Genomic DNA, 21,289 nt, shown 5'->3' with positions numbered 1-21,289 from the left:
TAAAAGTTTCGGCAACGAGCATATGACAATCGGATAAAAGGAAATGACCGGCGCGGCGCCCGCACAGCCCGCGCTGGCTTGCGGAGGGAACCAGGTGGGAATCCTGGGCAAGGGACATTACTGTATAGGACGCGCGGGCGAACCGCCTCGCGCCCCAAGCCAGACTGCTTCGCCTTTTCCTCACGGCATCGCCGTGGCGTTAGCTCCTTGTGAACCCCGAGGGGTGCGCTTTTCTTTCGCTTGTGCCGACAAGCAACTGTCGCCGGGGGACCGGCAAACCGAGGAAAGGAAAAACCATGTCCGACCAGATGTCACGCCGCGGCTTCATGGGCGCCGCAGCAACCGGAGCCGTCGCGCTCGCCGGAGTCGCGCTCGCGGGCTGCTCCAGCACCTCCGCAAGTTCCGAGAAATCGAGCGAAAAGGAGAAGGCCGTGAAGCCGGTCATCCTCGTCACGAGCTTCGGCACGAGCTACAACGACTCGCGCCACATCACCATCGGCGCCATCGAAGACGCTATTCGCGAGAAGTACTGGCAGGACTACGACATCCGCCGCGCCTTCACCGCGCAGATCATCATCGACAAGCTGAAGAAGCGCGACGGCATCACGATCGACAACATGACCGAGGCGCTCGACCGCTGCGTGAAAGACGGCGTGAAGGAAATCGTCGTGCAGCCGACGCATCTCATGGGTGGCCTGGAATACACCGACGTGAAAGACGAGCTCGACAAGTACGCCGACAAGTTCGACAAAATCTCGCTCGGCGACCCGCTGCTCACCTCCGACGATGACTATAAGAAGGTGGCCGCAGCCATTAAGGAGAACATGGCGTCCTTCGACGACGGCAAGACGGCGCTGTGCCTCATGGGCCACGGCACCGAAGCCGATTCCAACGCCGACTATGCCAAGATGCAGGAAGTGTTCAAGAACGAGGGCTTGACGCAGTTCTTCGTCGGCACCGTCGAGGCTGAACCGACCTGCGAGGATGTTATCGCCGCCGCGAGCGACGCAGGCTACAAGAAGGCCGTGCTCGCGCCGTTCATGGTGGTCGCGGGCGACCACGCGAACAACGACATGGCAGACGAGACCGACCCCGACAGCTGGGCTTCGAAGTTCGTGGCCGCCGGCTTCGAAGTGACGTGCCTACTCCAGGGTCTGGGACAGAACGTCGCGGTCGACGACATCTACGTCTCGCACGTGGACGACGCCATCGCCAAGCTGTAAACTCGCCGCGCACGGGGGCGCCGGTCGCGTCCCCGTGCAACGGGCATGCGCCTTTCCCCGACTGACGACGCATGCCCGTTGCATTCGCATCCCGCCCGCCCACCGCACGGCGCGGGCGGTCGAAGCGATTGAAAGGAACCCCTCCATGTTGAAGAAAACCCTCGTCTTCGCCCTGTCGGCGGCGCTTTTCGCGTTCTCGCTCGCCGGCTGCGGCGGAAATTCAATCGACAGCGCAATGGCAAGCGATGCCGATTCCCAGGAAAAGACCGAACAGGCGGCCGATGCGCCCGAGGGCGCAAGCGCTGCCCCCATTACCGCCGACAAGGTGGCTGACGGCACCTATCCAATCACCGTAGATTCCAGCTCGAACATGTTCAGGATTGTGGACGCCCAGCTCATCGTGGAAAACGGCTCCATGCACTGCGTGATGACACTTTCCGGCACGGGCTACGGCAAGCTCTTCATGGGCACGGGCGACGAGGCTGCCGCCGCGAGCGAGGCCGACTTCATCCCCTATGTGGAAAACGCGGAAGGCAAGTACACCTACGACGTGCCCGTTGAAGCGCTCGACGAGGACACCGCCTGCGCCGCGTGGAGCATTAAAAGGGAGCGGTGGTACGACCGCACGCTCGTGTTCGAATCCGCCGGCGTCGATCTGCGCGCCGACGCACTGAAGTAACGCCATGCGGTCGATTCTTCCCAAGGGGGAAAACAGGAAGTGCCGCAGCATCGCGGCGCGCGTAATCGCCTGCGTTCTCGTCGCCCTGCTCGCGCTTCCCTTCGCGGGGTGCAGTGCGAGCCCGAACGCGACCGGTGCCACGGCGGGCTCTCAGGAATACACGGTGAGCGTCTCGCTTTCCGGCGGGTCAGGGCGCGCAAGCATCGCCTCACCAACCACAATTGTGAAGGATGGCGACACCTACACCGCGACCATCACCTGGTCGAGTTCGAACTACGACAAGATGACCGCCGACGGCGTGGACTACGCGCCCGTAAACGACGGCGGCAACTCCACGTTCGAGATACCCGTCACACTCGACGAGGACATCGCCGTGTCGGCCGAGACCGTCGCCATGTCGACGCCGCACACCATCGACTACACGCTCCACTTCGACTCATCCACCATGAAGGAGAAATCGGGCAACGATGCAAGCGGCGGCTCCCCTGCGGGAACGGCTTCAAGCGCCGCGGCCGACTTCCACAACGCCGATTTGGGCTGCGGCTGGGAGCCGACGGGGGCGCTTCAGCTTGAATACGCCAAGCACTTCACTGTCGACGAGTACGAAGGCGGCCTGCGGCTTATCTGCATTTCGAACGGGGAGCGCTTCCTCGTGGTGCCGCAGGATGCGAAGGTACCTGATGGGTTGAGCCCCGACATCGCGGTCATAAGGCGCCCCGCCGACAAGGTGTACCTCGTGTCGTCGGCAACGATGTGCCTGGTCGACGCGCTCGATGCGAACGACAATATCTTAATGTCGGGCACGAAGGCCGACGATTGCTCGGTCGCGGGCTTCAAAAGCGCGCTCGAAAGTGGAGCGATCGCCTACGGCGGCAAGTACAGCGCGCCCGACTACGAGCGAATATCGGCCTCGGGCTGCACGCTCGCCATCGAGAACACCATGATCAACCACACGCCCGATGTGAAGGAAAAGCTGCAGAAGCTCGGGCTCGTCGTGCTCACCGAACAGTCGTCGAGCGAGCCCGAAGCACTCGGGCGCGTCGAGTGGATTAAGCTTTTCGGCGTCCTGTTCGACAAGGAAGACGAGGCCGCACGCCTGTTCAACGAGCAGAAGGCCCGCGTCGAGCAAACGTCGGGGCTCGCGTCTTCAGGTAAAACCGTGGCGTATTTCTACATTAACTCGAACGGGGCCGCCGTCACGCGGCGGGCAGGCGACTACGTGGCGCAGATGATCGAGCTTGCAGGCGGCAGCTACGCGCTCGATGACGCGCAGACGGCGTCGACGTCAGGTTCGTCAGTAACGCTCGAAATGGAGCGCTTCTACGCGACGGCGAAGGATGCCGACATCATCGTCTACAACGGCACCATCGACGAATCGGTTGCCACCTTGAACGACTTCGTAGGCAAAAACGCGCTATTGTCGCAGTTCAAAGCCGTGAAGAACGGCAACGTCTGGGTCACAAGCGCCGACATGTACCAGCAGATGACTTCTACCGCCGACATTATCGACGAGCTGCACGGGGCGTTCGCCGGCGATGACGCGAGCGACTTCCATTATCTGAGGAAGCTCGGCTAGCACCATGAGAAGCCGACTTTCCATGGCATACGACGAATCGGGGCGCGCCGCGCGGTGTCGCGTCGTGACGGCGCTGCTCGCTGTTGCCCTCATCGTGCTCGTCGGGACCAACCTGTGCATCGGGAGCGTGCTCGTGCCCGCAGACCACATCCCCGGCATCCTTTCGGGCGGCGCGGCCAATTCCATGGAAAGCCAGGTCATCTGGGAGATTCGCCTGCCGCGCGTGCTTTCAGCCGTGCTTCTCGGCGGGGCACTTTCGCTCTCCGGGTTCCTGCTGCAGACGTTTTTCAACAACCCCATCGCCGACCCGTTCATCTTGGGCGTCTCCTCAGGCGCAAAGTTCGTCGTCGCGCTTACGATGATCGTACTTCTGGGCGCGAACCAGGCCATGTCCTCGCCGGCCATGGTGGCCGCAGCGTTTCTGGGCTCGCTTATCACCATCGGCTTCGTACTCCTCATCGCACGGCGCATAAGTTCCATGGCCATGCTCATCGTAGCGGGCGTCATGGTGGGATACATCTGCTCGGCGGGGACGAACTTCCTCATCGCCTTCGCCGACGACCAGTCCATCGTGAACCTGCACAACTGGTCTTTGGGCAGCTTCTCGGGTTCGAGCTGGGACGACATCGCGGTCATCGCGGTCGTGGTGATCACCGTGAGCGCATGCGTATTCGCGATATCGAAGCCCCTTTCCGCCTTCCAGCTGGGAGAAGCCTACGCGAAAAGCGTCGGCGTGAACGTCGCACGCTTCCGCGTGGTGCTCGTCCTTCTAGCGAGCATTCTCTCCGCCTGCGTGACCGCGTTCGCTGGTCCGGTGTCGTTCGTAGGCATCGCGGTTCCGCATCTCGTGAAGTCGGCGCTGAAGTCGTCGAAGCCCATCCGCGTGATTCCTGCGTGCTTCTTGGGAGGCGCCATCTTCTGCGCGGGCTGCGATTTGATCGCGCGCACGCTGTTCTCTCCCGTCGAGCTTTCCATCAGCGCCGTCACCGCCATCTTCGGCGCGCCGGTGGTTATCGCGCTCATGTTGAAGAAACGGGTGAGGTAGATGGGGGAATTCGTGCCGCGGCCCAAAACGCTCGGAAGGAACATTCCATGCTTGGCCAGTCCTGAGCTCGCACGAAAGCGCCAGAAGGCACTTTCGGCTCGTGCGGAACTGCGCGCGGAACGCCTCCTTCGAGCGGAGTCGAACCTCGAAACCCCGGTCGAAACGCAGGCTGATGGAGCGCCGCTTTTCCGCATAAGCGACCTGTCGGCGGGCTACGACAAGAAGGTCGTAGTCGAAGGCGTCGATCTGGAGGTTCGCGCGGGCGACGTCGTGGCACTCATCGGGCCGAACGGCTCGGGCAAGTCGACCATCTTGAAAACCATCACACGCCATCTGGCACCGCTTGCCGGCGCGGTCGAGCTCGACGGGCGGGAGATTTCCCGATGGAAGACGGCGGAGTTCGCAAGGAACCTTGCCGTTATGCTGACAGATCGCCCCCGGACCGAGCTCCTCACCTGCCGCGATATCGTGGAGGCGGGAAGGCATCCCTACACCGGGCGAATGGGCACACTCTCGCCCGACGACCATAGTCGGGTCGATGAGGCCATGAAAACCGCACATGTGGAAGAGCTCGCCGAGCGCGACTTCATGCAGATAAGCGACGGGCAACGCCAGCGCGTCATGCTCGCACGCGCCATCGCGCAGGATCCGCGTGTGCTCGTGCTCGACGAGCCCACGTCGTATCTCGATATCCGCTACCAGATCGACCTGCTGCGAATACTTCGCCACCTTGCGAAATCGCGGAATGTGGCTGTCATCATGTCCATCCACGAACTCGAGCTCGCGCAGAAAAGCGCCGACAAGGTGATTTGCGTGAAGGACGGCCGGGTCTTCCGCGCCGGCGCACCCGAGGACATATTCACGCGCGAGACGATTGGCGAGCTCTACGGCCTTCAACATGGCACCTTCAACGAGCGCTTCGGCAGCGTGGAAATTGGGCGCCCACACGGCGATGCGCACACGTTCGTCATCGCCGGCGCAGGTACGGGGTCAGCTGTGTTTCGCCAGCTCATCCGGCAGGGCAAGGCATTCTACGCGGGCATTCTGCACGAAGGGGACATCGACTGCGAGCTCGCGCGCGACCTGGCGACGGAATGCGTGGCCGAGCGTGCCTTCGAGCCGATTGGGGATAAAACCATAGCCCGCGCCAAAGAGCTCCTCGTCCACTGCGCGCGCCTTATCGTGTGCCCCGCCGCCTTCGGCACCCTAAACGCCCGCAACGCAGAGCTCGTCGACTTCGCACGCTCACATGGTATCGAGGTCATGCGAGCGCGCGAAGGCGCATCGGAAGATTCCAAATTGGAGTGGGAAGGATAAACTGGACTTTCTTTTAAAGATCCTCAGGCTACAGCTCCTACGCCGACGAGGTCTACAAGGCGCCAGAGAACCTCGTGAACAGGCATTTCCACGCCGACGAGCCCAACTAGGCCTAATCCAAGCGAGATTCCAGACTCGACAGACCATTGAGAGTTAGGTCGTTGGCGACCTCAGAGACACGCTCGATAGGAACCGAGCCGTCAGACAGTGCCCACGTGCGATAGATACCGATAATACCCGACAGCAAAAACGCCAGATAATAGTCGAACATCTCGTCCTTGAGACCTTGGGGCAGCAGATCGCGCTCGGCAATCTCATGTTCGAGCGGCGCACGAAGACGAGCCATGAAATCATCGAGCGGAATATTCTCGATCAGCTGACGATTGAGCACTAAGTTGTTGCACAGTGCCTCATTAACGGTTTTAAAGAAGGTCGCCGCCGCGCCAAGAGCGCGCTCGTTGGTGTCACCGTCCATAGAAGCAAGCGTTTTCTCGACCGAGTCGACAATCATCTCCACCACATCGACGGCAATGGCATCGAGCAGGCCGTCAACCGTACCAAAGTGTACGTAAAAGGTCTTGCGGTCGACATTGGCCTCGCGCGCGATGGCACTCACCGTAATGTCTGCCAGCGGCTTTTCCATGAGCAGGCGCTCGAAAGCCGAAAGGATGGCATTACGGCTGCGAACGATGCGGCGGTCAAGACGCGGTTTGCTGGTTGCCATGGGCGTGTCCCTTCGATATGCGAGCATTCATCAACAGATGAGAGATAATCTACGTAAGAGGATTATCCCCCATACAGCACAAATATGCCCCGCATCATGAAGAACGCACGACTGCCCTACTGCGACTTGGGATGCTTCTTCTTATTAAGTGCCGACGGAGATACGCGAATACCATCGCCTGTCTGGCGCACATAGGCTTTATGAGCCGGCTTAGCGGTCCCAGAAGCCTTCTGAGCGCGCTTCTTGGGATCAACGGTAACAGCATTCGTGGGGTGCGGCTTAGTGGGCGCAGAGGGCGTCTGAGACGTGCGGCCGAGCTTGCGCATCACACGATCCCAGCGCGCATGGATGCTCTCGTTGTGGGCGCTCTTAAGTCCCAGCAGGGGCGCAGCCAAAATGGTCGGCGCAATAAACGTAATGAGGCGCCACAGCAGATAGCCGGCGGTCGAAGCCGACCCAAAGAAATGACCCAAGAACAATGCAAAGCCGCCCTCAGCACCACCAGTTCCACCGGGCAAGGGAACCGCAGAGCTCAGCAGCTGGACAAAGGCGCTCGCGGCCATGACCGAGAAAAAGTCGACCTCGTGGTGGCCAAAGGCAAGCATCAGGAAATACGGCACCAGATAGAAAAACGCGAGCTGCAGCATGGTGATAAACACGGTGAGCAGCATGGAAGAAAAATGTCCGGCTGAAAGCTTGAACTTCTCGGAGAAGGAGTAGATCTCGCCATCGACAAACGTGCGCCATCCCTCGATCTTAGTGGCCGAGACACCAATGCGCTCAAGCCAATTGATGATGCAGTGGGCGACGCGCGTGACGGTCTTAGGCATGAGCGCGACGGCGAAGATGCCAAGCAAGATGCAGCAGTGCCCACCAAAGCTAAAGACGCACAGCAGCGTCATGTCGCCATAGCGCTCGGCAAAAAACGGCATGCGAGCAAGCAGTAGGATAGCGCCCCAGGCAACGAGGCCAAACTGATACACGATAAAGCGCGTGAATTGCGTGGCTCCGGCCTCGCCGACATTTTGGCCCGCCTTGGTCAGGCGGTAGATCTGAGCAGGAGTCGAGCCCATCATCATAGGTGTGAGGTTGCCAAAGAAGATGCCGCTCGCCTCGACCGAAATGAGGTCGCGAATGCCGACGGGTGAATTGGGGTCGAGCCAGACAGCGATCGCATAGGCCACAATGCCAAAGAACAGATACATGAACATGCAGAGACACGCGACAACGAGCCATGACGCCTGGACGCTCGACATAGCGGCCCAGAACTGCCCCATCTGCCCGGTTACCACCAGATAGACGATATAACCCACCAGCACGACGCCGATAAAGATGGCGCCGCGGCGTGCGCTCTTATTGTCATCTCCGCCCGAGGCCTCAACCTCGACCTGGGGCTTAGACGTATGCTGAGAGGACTCCGTCATGAGACTCCTTCTAACAGTCAAAATATCTTGGATATTGTACCCGCAAGGACCATAGACAGAACGCAAAGCTCTGGTTCAAACGGGAATTGCAGACGGTTGTTTGAAAATAAAAAACCCGGCCTTCCATAGGAAGTCCGGGTATCAGATGCGTGGTAGCCCGTACCAGATTCGAACTGGTGATCTCCGCCTTGAGAGGGCGGCGTCCTAAACCGCTAGACGAACGGGCCATAAGCCTCAGCAGAAAAGAAGTGGTAGCCCGTACCAGATTCGAACTGGTGATCTCCGCCTTGAGAGGGCGGCGTCCTAAACCGCTAGACGAACGGGCCACATGACATCTGCACTGCCGTGCTGCGAGGAGATATATTACGGGACAAAAAACGTCAGCGCAAGAAGAAATTCCAAATTGCCGAAAAATTGTCGGCAGGTTATGGAACACGCAGGTAAACTAGGTAGCTAATTCAAGTTGAGATGGACCAAAAGAGCTTCGCGCTCGTTGGGAATGTTGTCTTCGATCACGGCGTCGAGGGCGGAGTTGAGAAGCTGCCCCAGTTCCGGCCCGGGCTTGACTCCAGCACGGATCAGGTCGCCGCCGTTGATGGCGAGCATCTTGAGCGTATAGGGCTCCCCCGCCCTCAGCAGCTCGTGCGCCATCGCGCGCATCTCCTCAATCGTCTCAACGTAATAGAAGCACGACGGGGCCTTGCCAAGTGTGTCGGCACGCTTAAGGTCCATGAGCTCGTCAATCAGGCGGGCCGTGTCGACGCCCTCACCCGAAAGCGCGCGCATCATATTGAGCAGACAGGAGCGCTCGGGGCGCAGCGGCATGTCATGGTATTTGATGAGCAGGCACACGTCGCGCACCAAGTCGTGCGAGAGCGCCAGGCGATCCATAATGACGCGCGCCTTCTTGGCACCGAGCTCGGGATGACCGTAGAAGTGTCCGCTGCCGGCGTGATCGACCGTGAAGCACTCGGGTTTGGACACATCGTGCAAAAACGCCGCCCACATAAGACTCGACGAGGGCGCGACGCCGTCGCACAGCGCCAGCTCCCCTGCCACCGTCAGAACACGAGCGATATGCTCGTAGACGTTAAACGCATGATAGACACTTCGTTGATCAAACCCGCGACCCGCTGCCAACTCGGGCACGGCGGCGCAGATGAGCTCGGGGTAGCGCAGCATGGCATCTCCCCCGTGGCCGGTCGAAAGGATGCCCTCAAGCTCAATGCCCACACGCTCGCGCGCCACGGCATCGAGCAGCGGCGCGCACTCGGCAAGCGCACGCTTGGTCTCGGGCTCAATCATAAAGTCCAGGCGGCAGGCAAAGCGCACCGCACGCAGCATGCGCAGGGCGTCCTCGTTAAAGCGACGCTTGGGATCGCCGACAGCGCGAATCAGCTTGCGCTCCAAGTCACCCTGGCCGTCGTAGCGGTCGACAAGCCCGCACTCGGGATGCCAGGCCATGGCATTGACGGTAAAGTCGCGGCGCGCCAGATCGTCCTCGAGCGAGGCGGCACGCTCCACACTCTGAGGATGGCGACCATCGGTGTAAAAACCATCCAGACGGTACGTGGTGACCTCGATACGCTCGCCATCGGAAATAGCCGTGATTCCGCCAAATTTAATGCCCGACTCCACAACCGCGATGCCGGCGGCCTCGAGCGCCGCTTTGGACTCCTGCCACAGGCCGCTACAGCACATATCAACATCGTGGCTGGGGCACCCCATCAGGGCGTCGCGCACCCAACCGCCCACGTACCAAGCCTCAAGACCAGCCGCCTCAAGCGCGCGCAGGACGCGCAGGGACGCATCGGACGGTTGCGTACCGTTGAGCGAAACATTGCACATGCCTATGGCCTCCTGCACTTGTGAGCGTTAATCGATGGTTCTCAAGAAGTCTAACAAGAAACGAGAAAGCGCGCACACGCAATCGCGTCATCGATTAGATAAAACGTGACAGCAGACGCCACATACGTTCAGCGCGCAAAAAAACACCCGCCTTGGTAATCCAAAGCGGGTGTTCGGCAACGACGTATCGATGCTGCTAGCAGACCTGGCGAACCTCGATGTGCTTCTTATATTCGTCCACCTTGGCAAAATCGCCCAGACCGGGGCACTCGACCACATTGGCGCCGGTAGCCATCGAAAGGCGCAGGGCGTCCTCGACTCGCTCGGGAGCGTCGTGCCATACGGACAGGAAGGCAGCGAGCGAGGAATCGCCGGCGCACACCGTCGACAGCAGCTTGACGTCGAAGGTGCGATTGGCAAACCAGATGTGCTCGCCGTTGGAGAAGTACGCACCGGCGCCACCGAGGGTCAGCAGCACGTTCTTGGCGCCCTTGGCGTGCAGCTCGGCCATAGCGCCCTTGACGGACTCATCGTCGCCACCGCTCACCTTAATGCCAAAGATGTCGAGCAGCTCGTCGTCATTGGGCTTGATCAGCAGCGGCTCCATGGCAATGAGGTCTGCCAGCTGATGGCTCGAGATGTCGAGGACGAACTCGGCCCCCTTGGCCTTGACACGGCGCAGGACCTCGGCCAGGAAGCCCTCGGAAGTGTTGGGAGGCAGCGAGCCGCTGATGACCAGGCAGGTCATGTCATCGAGTGAATCGATGAGCTCAAACATCTCCTGCTCGTTGGCCTCGTTGATGGCGGCACCGGCGTTGACCATGTTGTACTCGGTGTCGGGTCCGGCATTGAGGAACACGTTGACGCGCGTGATGCCGTCGGTCCACACGGGCTTGACGGGCACGCCCAGGGCCTCGGCGCCCTTGACGATGAACTCACCCGAGAAACCGGCGAAAAAGCCCAGAATCGTGGTGTCGACACCGTAGTGATCGAGGGTGAACGAGACGTTGAGACCCTTGCCGTTGGGCGTGTAGACGGCGTTACGGGTACGCGTGACGGTGTTGGCAGCAAGGCCGTCGCAGGCGATGTTGTAGTCAATGGCGGGATTTGCAGTGAGCGTGTAAATCATGAATGTTCCTTTCACGAAGCAACGTGTTGATGAAAGTATATTCCACCCATCGGTAAAAGGCTAGGACAACTCGGTGAACGGTGTGGAAGCGATGAAGTACGGCAGAACATCTCTCTCCAATGACGGAACAAAAAAGGCGCCCCAGCCGAAACCGGGGCGCCGCATGCGCACGAATATGTCGCGTTTCGATTACTGACGATCGAGCTTGCGGACAGCAACGCGCTTGCTGTACTCGTCGACGTGACCGAAGTCGCCGATGCCGACGGACTCGGCAACGTTGGCGCCGGTGGCCATAGCGAGCTTCATGGCCTCCTCGACGTTGTCGCGATCCCTGTACCACTTGTGCAGGAACGCAGCGAGGGTGCAGTCGCCGGCGCAGACGGAAGAAACCAGCTTGATGTTGAACTCACGCTTGGCGTACCAGATGTCCTCGCCGTTGGAGAAGTAAGCGTCGCCGCGGCTACCACGGGTGAGCAGCACGTTCTGAACGCCAGCGTCGTGAGCCATCTTCATGGCAACGCGAACCTCGTCGTCGGTGTCGACCGGCACGCCGAAGATGGCCTTCATCTCGTGATGGTTCGGCTTGATGAGCAGCGGCTTCTTGTGAGCGAGCTCCTTGAGCTTATCGGAGGACAGGTCCAGGACGACGTCGGCGCCACGAGCCTGAGCGTGCTCCATGACCTGAGCCAGGAAGTCAGGCGTAGCTTTGGGAGGCACGGAGCCGGAAACGATCAGGCACTCGAGATCGCCCGCGGTGTCCAGGATGTTGTAGAGCTCCTCCTGGTGCTGCGGCGTGATCGGAGCACCCGGGTTCAGGATGCCGTACTCGTGCTGGCCATCGTTGACGTAGGTGTTAATGCGCGTGATACCGTCGGTCCAGACCGGGCGGCAGAGGCAACCCAGGTTCATGACCTCCTCGACGATGAACTTGCCCGTGAAGCCAGCGAAGAAGCCGAGCGCGACGGTGTCGACGCCCATCTTCTTAAAGGCGAAGGACACGTCGAGGCCCTTGCCGTTAGCCGTGTAGCTGGCCGAGCCGGTGCGGACGTTCTCGTCGGGCTCGAGCGGAGAACTCGAAACCGTCATGTCGACAGCCGGGTTAGCAGTTAGCGTGTAGAACATTTACAGTACCCCCTGTATATGTGAGGGCCGCGTGGCCGGCCCATTCCAACCACGCGGTTACCTCTGATACCAAATTAACGAGCTGCGGACTCGAGCAGTGCCTTGACCTCGGCGGCAGTGTTGCAGGCGAGCGCCTTTTCGGCGAGCTCGTCGCACTCGGCCTTGGTCCACTGGCTGATGGTCTTGCGGGCGCGCAGGATCGACGGAGCGCTCATCGAGAACTCCTCCAGGCCCCAGCTGATCAGCAGCGGCTCGAGCAGCGGATCGGCAGCGGCCTCGCCGCACATACCGACCATGATGCCGGCCTTCACGCCGCTCTCGATGATGTTCTTGAGCGAGCGGAGCACGGCGGGATAGTAAACCTGGTACAGGTTGGAGATGGTGTCGTTACCACGGTCGGCGCACATGGTGTAGCCGATCAGGTCGTTGGTGCCGATGGAGAAGAAGTCGGCAACCTCGGCCAGACGGTCTGCGAGCAACGAAGCGGCGGGCGTCTCGACCATGATGCCGACCTCGATGTTCTCGTTGAACTTGCGACCCTCTTCGGTCAGCTCGGCCTTACACTGCTCGACGAGCTCCTTGACAGCCAAGACCTCCTCGACGCAGGTGACGAGCGGGATCATGATCTTGACGTCACCGAAGGCGCTAGCGCGCAGCAGAGCGCGGAGCTGGACCTTGTACTGGTCGGGATTGGCCAGGCAGTAACGCACGGCGCGGAAGCCCATGAAGGGGTTGTCTTCCTTGACCATATGCAGATACGGGATCTCCTTGTCGCCACCCACATCGAGTGTGCGGATGATGACCGGAGCACCCTTGAGCGCGCTGGCGACCTTACGGTAGGCGTTGAACTGCTCCTCCTCGGAAGGAAGCTCAGCAGAGTCCATGAACAGGAACTCGGAGCGGAACAGACCGATGGCCTCGGCGTCGTGATCGAGCGCGTTGGGCACGTCATCGGGGTTACCGATGTTGCAGGCGATGATCTTCTTGATGCCATCGGCAGTCACGGACGGCTTGCCACGGAAGGCCTCGAGGGCTGCCTTCTCGGCAGCGAAGGCCTCGGCCTTGGCGGTGTAGGCGGCGAGCGTCTCCTCGTCGGGATCGGCCTCAACGATACCCTTGCCGCCGTCGACGACAACGGTCATACCGTTGCGCAGCGCGGTGCAGCTGTTGGAAACCGAAAGGACAGCCGGGATCTCAAGGGCGCGCGCAATGATCGCGGAGTGCGACGTGCGGCCACCGGTCTCGGTGACGATACCGGCAACGTGGGCCTTATCGATCGTGGCGGTCATGGACGGCGTGAGGTCGTGCACGACAACGACGGTGTTCTCAGGCAGGACGGAGAGGTCGACGACCTCCTTGCCCAGCAGCTCGGCCAGAATACCGGTGCGGATGTCGGCGATGTCGGCCGCGCGCAGACGGAACATCTCGTCGTCCATGGACAGGAACATGTTCTCGAACATGGTCGAGGTGTCCATGAGCGCCTGCTCGGCGCAGGTACCGCCGTCAATGGCGGCGTTGATGGCGTCAGTCATGCCCGGGTCCTGAGCCAGGACAATGTGTCCGCTCATGATCTCGGCCTCGGCCTCGCCCACCGTCTCCTTCATATGGTCGGCCTGAGCCTGGGTCTTCTCGCAGAAGACCGAAAGAGCGGACTGATAGCGCTCCTTCTCTGCTGCCGAATCAGCAACCTCGTGCGGCTCAAACGTCAAGTCGGGATCGACGGCGACCATGACGGTGCCGATACCGATGCCCTCGGAAGCGTTGACTCCCTGATACATTCCCATTCCTCTCTCCGTGTCATGTGATAAAGCGTTTTGCCATATCCATGACAAAAGAGCGCAGCTACCTTACAACAGGTCACTGCGCCCCCAAATATGAACTTAGTTGTTCAACATGCGACCCGTTTGAGTTCTACTCGCCAAGACCGCTCTTGATGAGCTCGATGGCAGCAGCCAGAGCCTCGGCCTCGTCAGCGCCGTCGCACTTGACCTCGACCTCAGTGCCGCAGGGGATACCAGCAGCCATGAGGGCCATCGGGGACTTGCCGTTGACCTCCTTCTCGGGGGTAACGACCGTCACGTCACAGGCGTACTTGCCCATGGTGGAGGCGAACAGACCAGCCGGACGCATGTGCAGACCCTGAGGATTAACGAGGGTAGCCTTCTCAGAAACCATAGTTGACTCCTTTTTGTGTTTAACCCCTGTCATGCATGTGGCAGGAGTCAGATTCACGACGTTGTTTATATTAACTCACATCAAACGGTTTTTCATTGTGTTTCACACGAATTGTTGGACAGATGTCGTATCCCTGCGCTCGCCCGCCCGGCGGGGCGATTAAGTTTGCTGCTCTACAGTCCTGCGCAAGACGGAAAGCACATTAAGTGCTTTCCTTTGCGTGCGGAACTCGCGACAAACTTAATCGCCCCGCCGGGCGGGCGAGCTGCGGAAACTCGGTCGATCCAAAGTAATATCGTGCGAACGGAATTCTGGCTGATGAACTGTTCGCGACAAAGACTTGATAGGTAGCCCCCTCTATACCCTTTTATAGGTTGCGGTGAAATAGGGACTGATTTTGCGGTTGAAACGTTTAAACAGTCCTTATTTTACCGCAAGTTAGAAGAAGGGGCATGAAAAAGGCGGAGGCCCTGGAAAGGGACTCCGCCTTTGTTACAGGGGGCGATGGTATTCGCGTGTTGCGGGATTAGACCAGGCGGGCGTTGATCGTCTTGGCGATCTCGGCGGCGTCGGTGGAACCCTTGACGGTGGCACGGAAGTCCTCGTCCATGAGCGCCTCGGCGACCTTGGACAGGATCTTGAGGTGCGTAGTGCCGGCCTGGGCACCGGGGATGAGCAGGGCGATAGCCACGTTGACGGGAGCGCCGTCCATGGTGTCCCAACCGGTCACGCCGGACTCGTCCTTGACGACGATGACGGCAGCCTCGGTAATGGCGTCGGACTTGGCATGCGGGATGGCGAAGCCCTCCATCATGCCCGTGGTGCCCTCGGCCTCGCGGGCCAGGAAGGCGTTCATCACGGCGTCGGCGTCGCTTGCGATACCGGCCTTGACGGCCTGGTTGGAAACGAAGCTCAGAGCCTCGTCACGAGAAGCGAAGTCCTCGGCGACAAAGACATTCTCGACCTTCACGAAGTCGGCAGCCTCGGCCTTGGGGGCCTCGACGGCAGCGGCCTTGGGAGCCTCAACCGGCTTGGCTGCAGGAGCGGCCTTCTGGTTCTTCTCGAAGTCGTACTTCTTGAAGGCCACGAACAGGATGCCACCGACCACAGCGCCGATGAGGATCGCGAGGACCCAAAGCGGACCGTTCTCGACAACGGGCAGGACCAGGAAGCCACCGTGAGGCGCCGGATCGTGAACGTTGAACATAATAGTCAGGATCGAAGCGATAGAGGAGCCGAGCATCATGATGGGCATAACGGGCCAGATGTTCTTGGTCATGAACGGAATGGCGCCCTCGGTGATGTGGGTGCAACCAAGGATGAGGTTGACGACACCGGCGTCGTGATCCTCCTGGCTGAAGTACTTCTTGCCGACAACGACGGCAAAGGTGGTGATCAGCGGCGGAACGATGCAGGCGGCGGAGACGGCAGCCATGAAGTTGGTGCCGAAGTTGTAGGTATCGGTGCCAACACCAGCAGCCAGTGCCTCGGTGAGCATAGCGGTACCGGTGACGTAAGCAGCCTTGTTGACCGGGCCGCCCATGTCAAAGGCGCACATGCAACCAATGGCAAGACCCAGGACAACGGCGCCAGAGGCGGACAGGCCCTTGAGGAAGTCCATCATGGCGGTGTTGATGGCAGCCATGGGGCCGGAAATGCCGAGCATGACCAGGCCGACGATAGCCGTCGAGAACAGCGGGTACAGGAAGATGGCCTTGAGGCCGTCCAGGTTCTTGGGCAGACCGGCAAAGACCTTCTCGAGCAGCAGGATGACATAGCCGGCGAGGAAGCCGCCGACGATGCCGCCCAGGAAGCCAAAGCCCACGCCGGCGCCACCGGCGTCGATCATACCGGTCTCGGCGTTAACAGGCAGGCCCTGGATGGCGATCATACCGGCAACAAAGCCGGGGACGAGCGCCGGGCGCTTGCCGATGGATTCGGCGATGTAGGCAGAAAGCACCGGAACCATAAGGTTCATGGCGATGCCGCCGATGATCTTGAGCATCGCAGCAAAGCTGTTGTAGTCAGACGCCGTCGAATCGAAGGACGTAATGCCCCACAGGAACGAAACGGCGGTCAGAACACCACCGGCAACGACGAAGACCAGCATATGGCTGACGCCGTTCATGAGGTGCTTATAGATGACGTGGCCGATGGACTCCTTCTCCTCGACCTCATCCTCGATGTCGGCAGCAGCTGCAACCGTGTCGTCACCCTTGGCGGCGAGCGCGCGGTCAATCAGCTTACCGGCGGCCTCAACGGACAGGGCCTTGGAAACACCAACGGAAACCATGGGCTTGCCGGCGAAACGCTCAGCCTGGACATCCTTGTCGGCTGCGACGACGACGGCCTTGGCACCAGCGATCTCACTCTTGGTGAGCTCGTTCTCGACACCGACCTGGCCATGAGTCTCAACCTTAATGGTCAGACCGCGCTCGGCAGCTGCCTTCTCCAGCGCCTCCTTAGCCATGAAGGTGTGCGCAATGCCGGTCGGGCAACCGGTGGCGGCGATGATGTCAAACTTAGCCATGTGTCCCTCCTTCTTGAGTACAGCGCCCGCGGGCGCTCCCCTACACGCGCTTCGATGCGCGTTTTTCCACAACTGAAAGATACCAACCTACCGTCCGCGTGAGAAGAGACAAGGTGCAATTCTCCGGTGAAAGGTTCTTTCATAACCGTAAACGGTAGGTGAAAGTTTACCATCAACACTTGAAACGGCAAGGTGTATCTTGTAATTGGAAATGCCCGTATACTATGGCATTGCAAATCAAATTTGATTTTCATGCCAACCAGGAGCCATCCATGACCGATAGTAGCAAGAGCGCACTTTCCCTCATAAGCACCCATCAGGGATACAGCGAGTCCGAGCAGCGCATTGTCGACTATATATTGGAGCACCAGTCCGAGGCGCCGCGCCTCACGGCCGCTCAGCTCTCGCGCGCCGCCGCCACGTCCGAGGCGACCGTTTCGCGCTTCTGCCGCAAGCTTGGCTTTGGCAGCTTCCGCAGCTTTCAGTTTTCGTTGGCGAGGGATTTGGAAAGCCAGCGCAACGAGGGCCTGACTGACGAGGTCTCGCTCGATAATATGGAGCAGAGCCTCAAGAACATCCTGGCTGCCAAGGTGAGCGAGCTTAATGCGACCATCGACGGGATCGACCACGATACGCTGGCGGCTGTTGTGCATGCCCTTAAGCATGCAGGGGTTATTGAGTTTGCAGCTGTGGGCAATACGAACGCGGTCGCGCTCGATGCGACGTTTAAGTTTTCGCAGCTGGGCCTGCGTTGCATGGCGAGCACCATTAGCGAGACATCAATCGGCTTTGCGCTCACGTTACGACCGGGTGACGTCATCGTGCTAATCTCAAACTCCGGCAAATCGCGCCGATTGAATCGTATGGCAAAAGCGGCTCGCAACTGCGGCGCAACCGTAGTCGTCATAAGCAGCGACAGCAAATCCCCGCTCGCGCGTCTGGCAGACTACACTTTTAATACCGTCAACCACGAAGCGCTGCTGACGACAGGCGACTTTGCGTTCTCTAAGATCAGTGCCACGATGATCATCGAAGTCATCTACAACTTCCTGCTGCCCGAGATTGAAGACGCTCGCGAACATATCAGCTACTACGAGGAGCTCATCCAGCCGGATAAGGTCGTTGAGTAAAACGCGTAGTGGGACAAAAATTTCAGTCTATTTTGTCCCATCAACACCGCTAATACGACCTAACCTCGAGCTTCTTTGAGCATCTGCTTTGCGTGGGCCAAGCTTGCCTCCGATTGATCGCCGCTCAACATGCGGGCGATCTCGGCGGTACGCGCTTCGCCGGTCACCTCGTCCAAATGCGTCTGGGGAACATCGCCCGGTTCCTTACTGACAACATAATGTTTGTCGGCCATGACGGCGACCTGCGCCAAGTGGGTTACGACAATCACCTGATGCGTAGCGGCGAGATCTGCCAGCACGCCCGCGAGAGCACGCGCCGTGGAGCCACCGACACCAGCATCGACCTCGTCAAACACCAGCGTATCGACACCGTCCGCGTTACCGAGGACAACCTTGCTTGCCAGCATGACGCGGCTGAGCTCGCCGCCCGACGCAATTCGACGCAGGGGACGCGGCGTCAAACCGGCACCGCTGCGGTATAGCAGCTCGTAGCTCGAAGGACCAACGGGCGTCCACTCAGCACGCGGAAGATCGCGCGACTCCCAGACGAGCTCGGCGCCACCCATCTCCAGGCGCGCCATCTGACGGCCGACCTCGTGGCAAAAGCGCGGGGCTGCGGTATTCCGCGCGCGCTTAAGTGCCTTGGCGGCGGCAAACAACTCGCGCTCGGCGCTCCCGAGTGCCTCACGCGCCTTTTTGATCTGTTCATCGCCATCATCGACCAGAGACAGCAACTCTTGTGAGCGTTCGCGCATGGCAAAAACATCGTCCATGGTGGGACCCCACTGACGCAACAGGCCCTTGAGGTCGGAATACCGCTCACGCATGCGAGCGAGCTCGCGCGGGTCGAAGGCGACGCCATCACGATAGGCACGAAGCTCGTTCGCGCAATCCTCAAGGGAGATACAGGCATCCGAAAGCGCATCGGCAATATCGCCCAGTTTGCGATCGACGGTAGCCATTCGGGAAAGCTCTGCCACGGCGCTGTTCACGGCATCGAGCGCTCCCCCTTCGGCAGCAAGCGATGCATGGGCATCATTAGCCGTGGCAACCAGTACCTCGGCATGTTCGGAGCGCGGCAGCAGTTGTTCGAGTTCCTCATACTCACCCGGCCTGGGGTCGACCTCGGCAATGCGCTCCAGGGCGAAGCGCGCCTCCTCGACACGACTCCCCTGCGCACGCGAGGCCTCTTCGACACGCCGAACCTCCTTGGCGGCAGCGCGCGATGCCTTAAAGCAGGCGCGGTACACATCCAGCGCCTCGAGCGCAGAGCGCCCCGCCCACGCATCGACCATCGCAACGTGATGCGCCGGATCGAGCAAGCGCTGGTGCTCGTGCTGGCCGCACAGATCCATCATCACGCCAACGCACTCCGAAAGCTCGCGCACACTGGCGATGCGGCCGTCAATCTTCACGCGGCTGCGGCCCTCGGCAGAAAGGCTGCGCTGGACCGTGAAGCCCTCCGTGTCGTGCGGGCCGTCAAACAGGCGTGCCTCGACGCTCGCCAGCGTCTCGCCCTCGCGCACCGTCGACGAATCCGCGCGCTCGCCCAAAATAAGCTTGAGGGCCGAGAGCAGCGCGGTCTTGCCGGCGCCGGTCTCGCCAGTCAGGACAGTCAGGCCGGCACTCGGCACCAGCGTCGCCTCGCGAATGAGTGCAATGTTAGAAACCTGCAGCTCATCGATCATGACGGACTCCGTAGAATACGCGGCTCACCGAGTTATAGAAGCTCTCGGGGCCGTAATCGAGCAGCAGCACATCGCCGGGGCCTCGGCGCACGGCCACGCTCTCGACCGTGCCGTCGCAGGTAATAAACTGTCCATCGATAGCGATCGCCGGAACGCTCGGACGATCATCGGACATAAAGATTTCGACGACATCACTCGGCGAAGTCAAGAAGGCACGGGCCTGAATGGTGTGCGGCGCAATGGGTACGCAGACCATGCCCGTATAGTCGGGGCTCACGATGGGGCCACCGGCACTGAGTGCGTAACCCGTAGAACCAGTCGCCGTGGACACGACCACGCCGTCGCCACGCAGTCGATCGATATGGTGGCCCGACACCGTGATGTCGAACTCGACCATATCGGACAGCGGACCGCGGGTAAGCGCCATGTCGTTGAGGGCGAAGGTGCGCACGACATCCTTCGTACCGTCTTCGCGCACGGACACGATATCCGCAGCGATGGTGGCGCGACGGCTCACGTGCAGCTCGCCGGAAAGGGCGTCGCTCACGACCTGCAGAATGTCGCGCTCCTCGGGGCTCGCAGCAGTTAAAAAGCCCAGGTGACCATAGGAAAGACCGAGGATAGGAATCTCGCGATGGTTGAGGATGCGGGCAGCGCGCAGCAGCGTGCCGTCGCCGCCGAGCGTAATGACCAGATCGGAGCCGTCAATATCAGGCGTGCTTTGAATCTTCGATCGCTGGTCGGCAGCCCATGCGACCTCATAGCCCTGGCGCGTCAGCCAAAGCTCGAGCATCAGGCCGCTCTCGACCGCCTCTTGCTTGTAGTAATTGGGAACCAGAAAGACCTTCATAGCGTTGCAGCTTTCTCGCTCAAAACCGATACCTGGGATTGCAGCTCGTCTTGCGTGCGGTCGCCGGGGTCAAATCTCGTGCCGTACAGGAAAAACTCAACGTTGCCCTTGGCACCATGAATGGGTGACACGCACACATCGACCGGGAACAGGCCCTTGGCAGCAAAGAGCTCAACCGCCGCCACGAGTGTATCGCATCGCACGGCGGGATCGGTCACAATGCCGCCCTCGCCCACCAACGCCGCCGGAGCCTCAAACTGCGGCTTTACGAGTGTGCAGAATGCACCCGTAGGCGCCAGGCACGCCAGCACCGCATCGATAATGTTCGCGATGCTGGTAAACGAGACATCACACACAGCCAGGTCGATGGCGCCGGCATAGCCAAGCTCAGGCAGCTGCGTCACGTTTGTGCGCTCATGCAGCGTCACGCGATCGTCCTGACGTAACGACCAATCGAACTGGGCGCGACCAACGTCCACCGAGACAACGGTCGCAGCTCCGCGCTTGAGCAGGCAATCGGTAAAGCCGCCGGTAGAGCAGCCCACATCCAGACAGGCAAGGCCCGTCGGATTGATACCAAACGTATCAAGCGCGCCTTCGAGCTTAAGACCGCCGCGGCCAACATAGGGAATGCGCCCCTTCACGTGCAACGGCAGGCCCGGGGTCACCTTAAGGCCCGGCGAAGTCAAGCGCTCGCCGCCACTCGAGACCAAGCCAGCCATAAGAGTGCGAAGGGCATCCGCGCGATCGGCGCAGATGCCCTGTGAAATCAGTTCGTCATCAAGACGCACGCGTTTCATGAATGCCATCAACCATTCGTATCCGGAGA

General features: G+C 60.4%; 17 protein-coding genes and 2 tRNA genes. 6 read left to right on the top strand and 13 right to left on the bottom strand.

Annotation, left to right across the window (positions count from 1 at the left end; all coding sequences use genetic code 11):
* Positions 1-296 precede the first annotated feature (296 nt).
* The 5 genes from DWY51_RS01630 (at position 297) to DWY51_RS01610 (ending at position 5,840) form a co-directional block, all read left to right on the top strand.
* Complete coding sequence (locus DWY51_RS01630) at positions 297-1,223, top strand: sirohydrochlorin cobaltochelatase (RefSeq protein WP_117769630.1); 927 nt, start codon at positions 297-299, stop codon at positions 1,221-1,223.
* A gap of 145 nt (positions 1,224-1,368) precedes the next feature.
* Complete coding sequence (locus DWY51_RS01625; RefSeq protein ID WP_117769629.1) at positions 1,369-1,902, top strand: hypothetical protein; 534 nt, start codon at positions 1,369-1,371, stop codon at positions 1,900-1,902.
* A gap of 4 nt (positions 1,903-1,906) precedes the next feature.
* Positions 1,907-3,478 carry an ABC transporter substrate-binding protein gene (locus tag DWY51_RS01620; protein WP_147332602.1) on the top strand — a complete coding sequence of 524 codons (1,572 nt, stop codon included), beginning with the start codon at positions 1,907-1,909 and terminating at the stop codon, positions 3,476-3,478.
* Between the two features lie 22 nt (positions 3,479-3,500).
* Positions 3,501-4,523: an iron ABC transporter permease gene (locus DWY51_RS01615; RefSeq protein WP_117769627.1), complete on the top strand. Its 1,023-nt coding sequence runs from the start codon at positions 3,501-3,503 to the stop codon at positions 4,521-4,523.
* A gap of 51 nt (positions 4,524-4,574) precedes the next feature.
* Positions 4,575-5,840 carry an ABC transporter ATP-binding protein gene (locus DWY51_RS01610; RefSeq protein WP_233504584.1) on the top strand — a complete coding sequence of 422 codons (1,266 nt, stop codon included), beginning with the start codon at positions 4,575-4,577 and terminating at the stop codon, positions 5,838-5,840.
* 112 nt (positions 5,841-5,952) lie between these two features.
* Here DWY51_RS01610 and DWY51_RS01605 read toward each other — a convergent pair whose 3' ends face one another.
* The 10 genes from DWY51_RS01605 to DWY51_RS01560 all read right to left on the bottom strand — a co-directional run bounded on the left by DWY51_RS01605 (position 5,953) and on the right by DWY51_RS01560 (position 16,792).
* A complete protein-coding gene (locus tag DWY51_RS01605) occupies positions 5,953-6,564 on the bottom strand; it encodes a TetR/AcrR family transcriptional regulator (RefSeq protein WP_157757975.1) in 612 nt (203 codons plus the stop codon).
* Between the two features lie 116 nt (positions 6,565-6,680).
* Positions 6,681-7,988 carry a lysylphosphatidylglycerol synthase transmembrane domain-containing protein gene (locus DWY51_RS01600; RefSeq protein ID WP_117769625.1) on the bottom strand — a complete coding sequence of 436 codons (1,308 nt, stop codon included), beginning with the start codon at positions 7,986-7,988 and terminating at the stop codon, positions 6,681-6,683.
* Positions 7,989-8,138: 150 nt separating this feature from the next.
* Positions 8,139-8,215, bottom strand: a tRNA-Glu gene (locus DWY51_RS01595).
* A gap of 22 nt (positions 8,216-8,237) precedes the next feature.
* Positions 8,238-8,314 (bottom strand) — tRNA-Glu (locus DWY51_RS01590).
* Positions 8,315-8,441: 127 nt separating this feature from the next.
* Positions 8,442-9,836: a CCA tRNA nucleotidyltransferase gene (locus DWY51_RS01585; RefSeq protein WP_117769624.1), complete on the bottom strand. Its 1,395-nt coding sequence runs from the start codon at positions 9,834-9,836 to the stop codon at positions 8,442-8,444.
* Between the two features lie 196 nt (positions 9,837-10,032).
* Positions 10,033-10,965 carry a 1-phosphofructokinase family hexose kinase gene (locus tag DWY51_RS01580; protein ID WP_022094572.1) on the bottom strand — a complete coding sequence of 311 codons (933 nt, stop codon included), beginning with the start codon at positions 10,963-10,965 and terminating at the stop codon, positions 10,033-10,035.
* A 189-nt stretch (positions 10,966-11,154) separates the two neighbouring features.
* Complete coding sequence (locus DWY51_RS01575) at positions 11,155-12,087, bottom strand: 1-phosphofructokinase family hexose kinase (RefSeq protein ID WP_006233969.1); 933 nt, start codon at positions 12,085-12,087, stop codon at positions 11,155-11,157.
* A 74-nt stretch (positions 12,088-12,161) separates the two neighbouring features.
* A complete protein-coding gene (gene ptsP / locus DWY51_RS01570) occupies positions 12,162-13,865 on the bottom strand; it encodes a phosphoenolpyruvate--protein phosphotransferase (protein WP_035138206.1) in 1,704 nt (567 codons plus the stop codon).
* Positions 13,866-13,998: 133 nt separating this feature from the next.
* A complete protein-coding gene (locus DWY51_RS01565; protein WP_022094575.1) occupies positions 13,999-14,262 on the bottom strand; it encodes an HPr family phosphocarrier protein in 264 nt (87 codons plus the stop codon).
* A gap of 526 nt (positions 14,263-14,788) precedes the next feature.
* Positions 14,789-16,792 (bottom strand): fructose-specific PTS transporter subunit EIIC, encoded by a 2,004-nt coding sequence (locus DWY51_RS01560; protein WP_117769623.1) that lies wholly within the window; start codon positions 16,790-16,792, stop codon positions 14,789-14,791.
* Positions 16,793-17,064: 272 nt separating this feature from the next.
* Here DWY51_RS01560 and DWY51_RS01555 point away from each other — a divergent pair, with 272 nt between their 5' ends.
* Positions 17,065-17,922: a MurR/RpiR family transcriptional regulator gene (locus DWY51_RS01555; RefSeq protein ID WP_226790721.1), complete on the top strand. Its 858-nt coding sequence runs from the start codon at positions 17,065-17,067 to the stop codon at positions 17,920-17,922.
* A gap of 59 nt (positions 17,923-17,981) precedes the next feature.
* Here the strand turns inward: DWY51_RS01555 and DWY51_RS01550 are convergent, their stop codons facing one another.
* From DWY51_RS01550 to DWY51_RS01540, 3 genes are read right to left on the bottom strand one after another with little or no spacing between them, the layout of a single operon-like run.
* Complete coding sequence (locus DWY51_RS01550) at positions 17,982-19,610, bottom strand: DNA repair protein RecN (RefSeq protein WP_117769621.1); 1,629 nt, start codon at positions 19,608-19,610, stop codon at positions 17,982-17,984.
* On the bottom strand, positions 19,600-20,460 hold the full coding sequence (locus tag DWY51_RS01545) for an NAD(+)/NADH kinase (RefSeq protein WP_035138200.1): 861 nt from the start codon (positions 20,458-20,460) through the stop codon (positions 19,600-19,602). The genes DWY51_RS01550 and DWY51_RS01545 overlap by 11 nt, the downstream gene beginning before the upstream one ends.
* On the bottom strand, positions 20,457-21,260 hold the full coding sequence (locus tag DWY51_RS01540) for a TlyA family RNA methyltransferase (RefSeq protein ID WP_233504596.1): 804 nt from the start codon (positions 21,258-21,260) through the stop codon (positions 20,457-20,459). Before DWY51_RS01540 ends, DWY51_RS01545 begins: the two co-directional genes overlap by 4 nt.
* Positions 21,261-21,289 lie beyond the last annotated feature (29 nt).

It is taken from the genome of Collinsella sp. AF25-2LB (genome assembly GCF_003458415.1).
Taxonomy (GTDB): domain Bacteria; phylum Actinomycetota; class Coriobacteriia; order Coriobacteriales; family Coriobacteriaceae; genus Collinsella.
The sequence above is the reverse complement of the archived record's forward strand: the minus strand, read 5'-3'. Positions and strand labels throughout refer to the sequence as shown.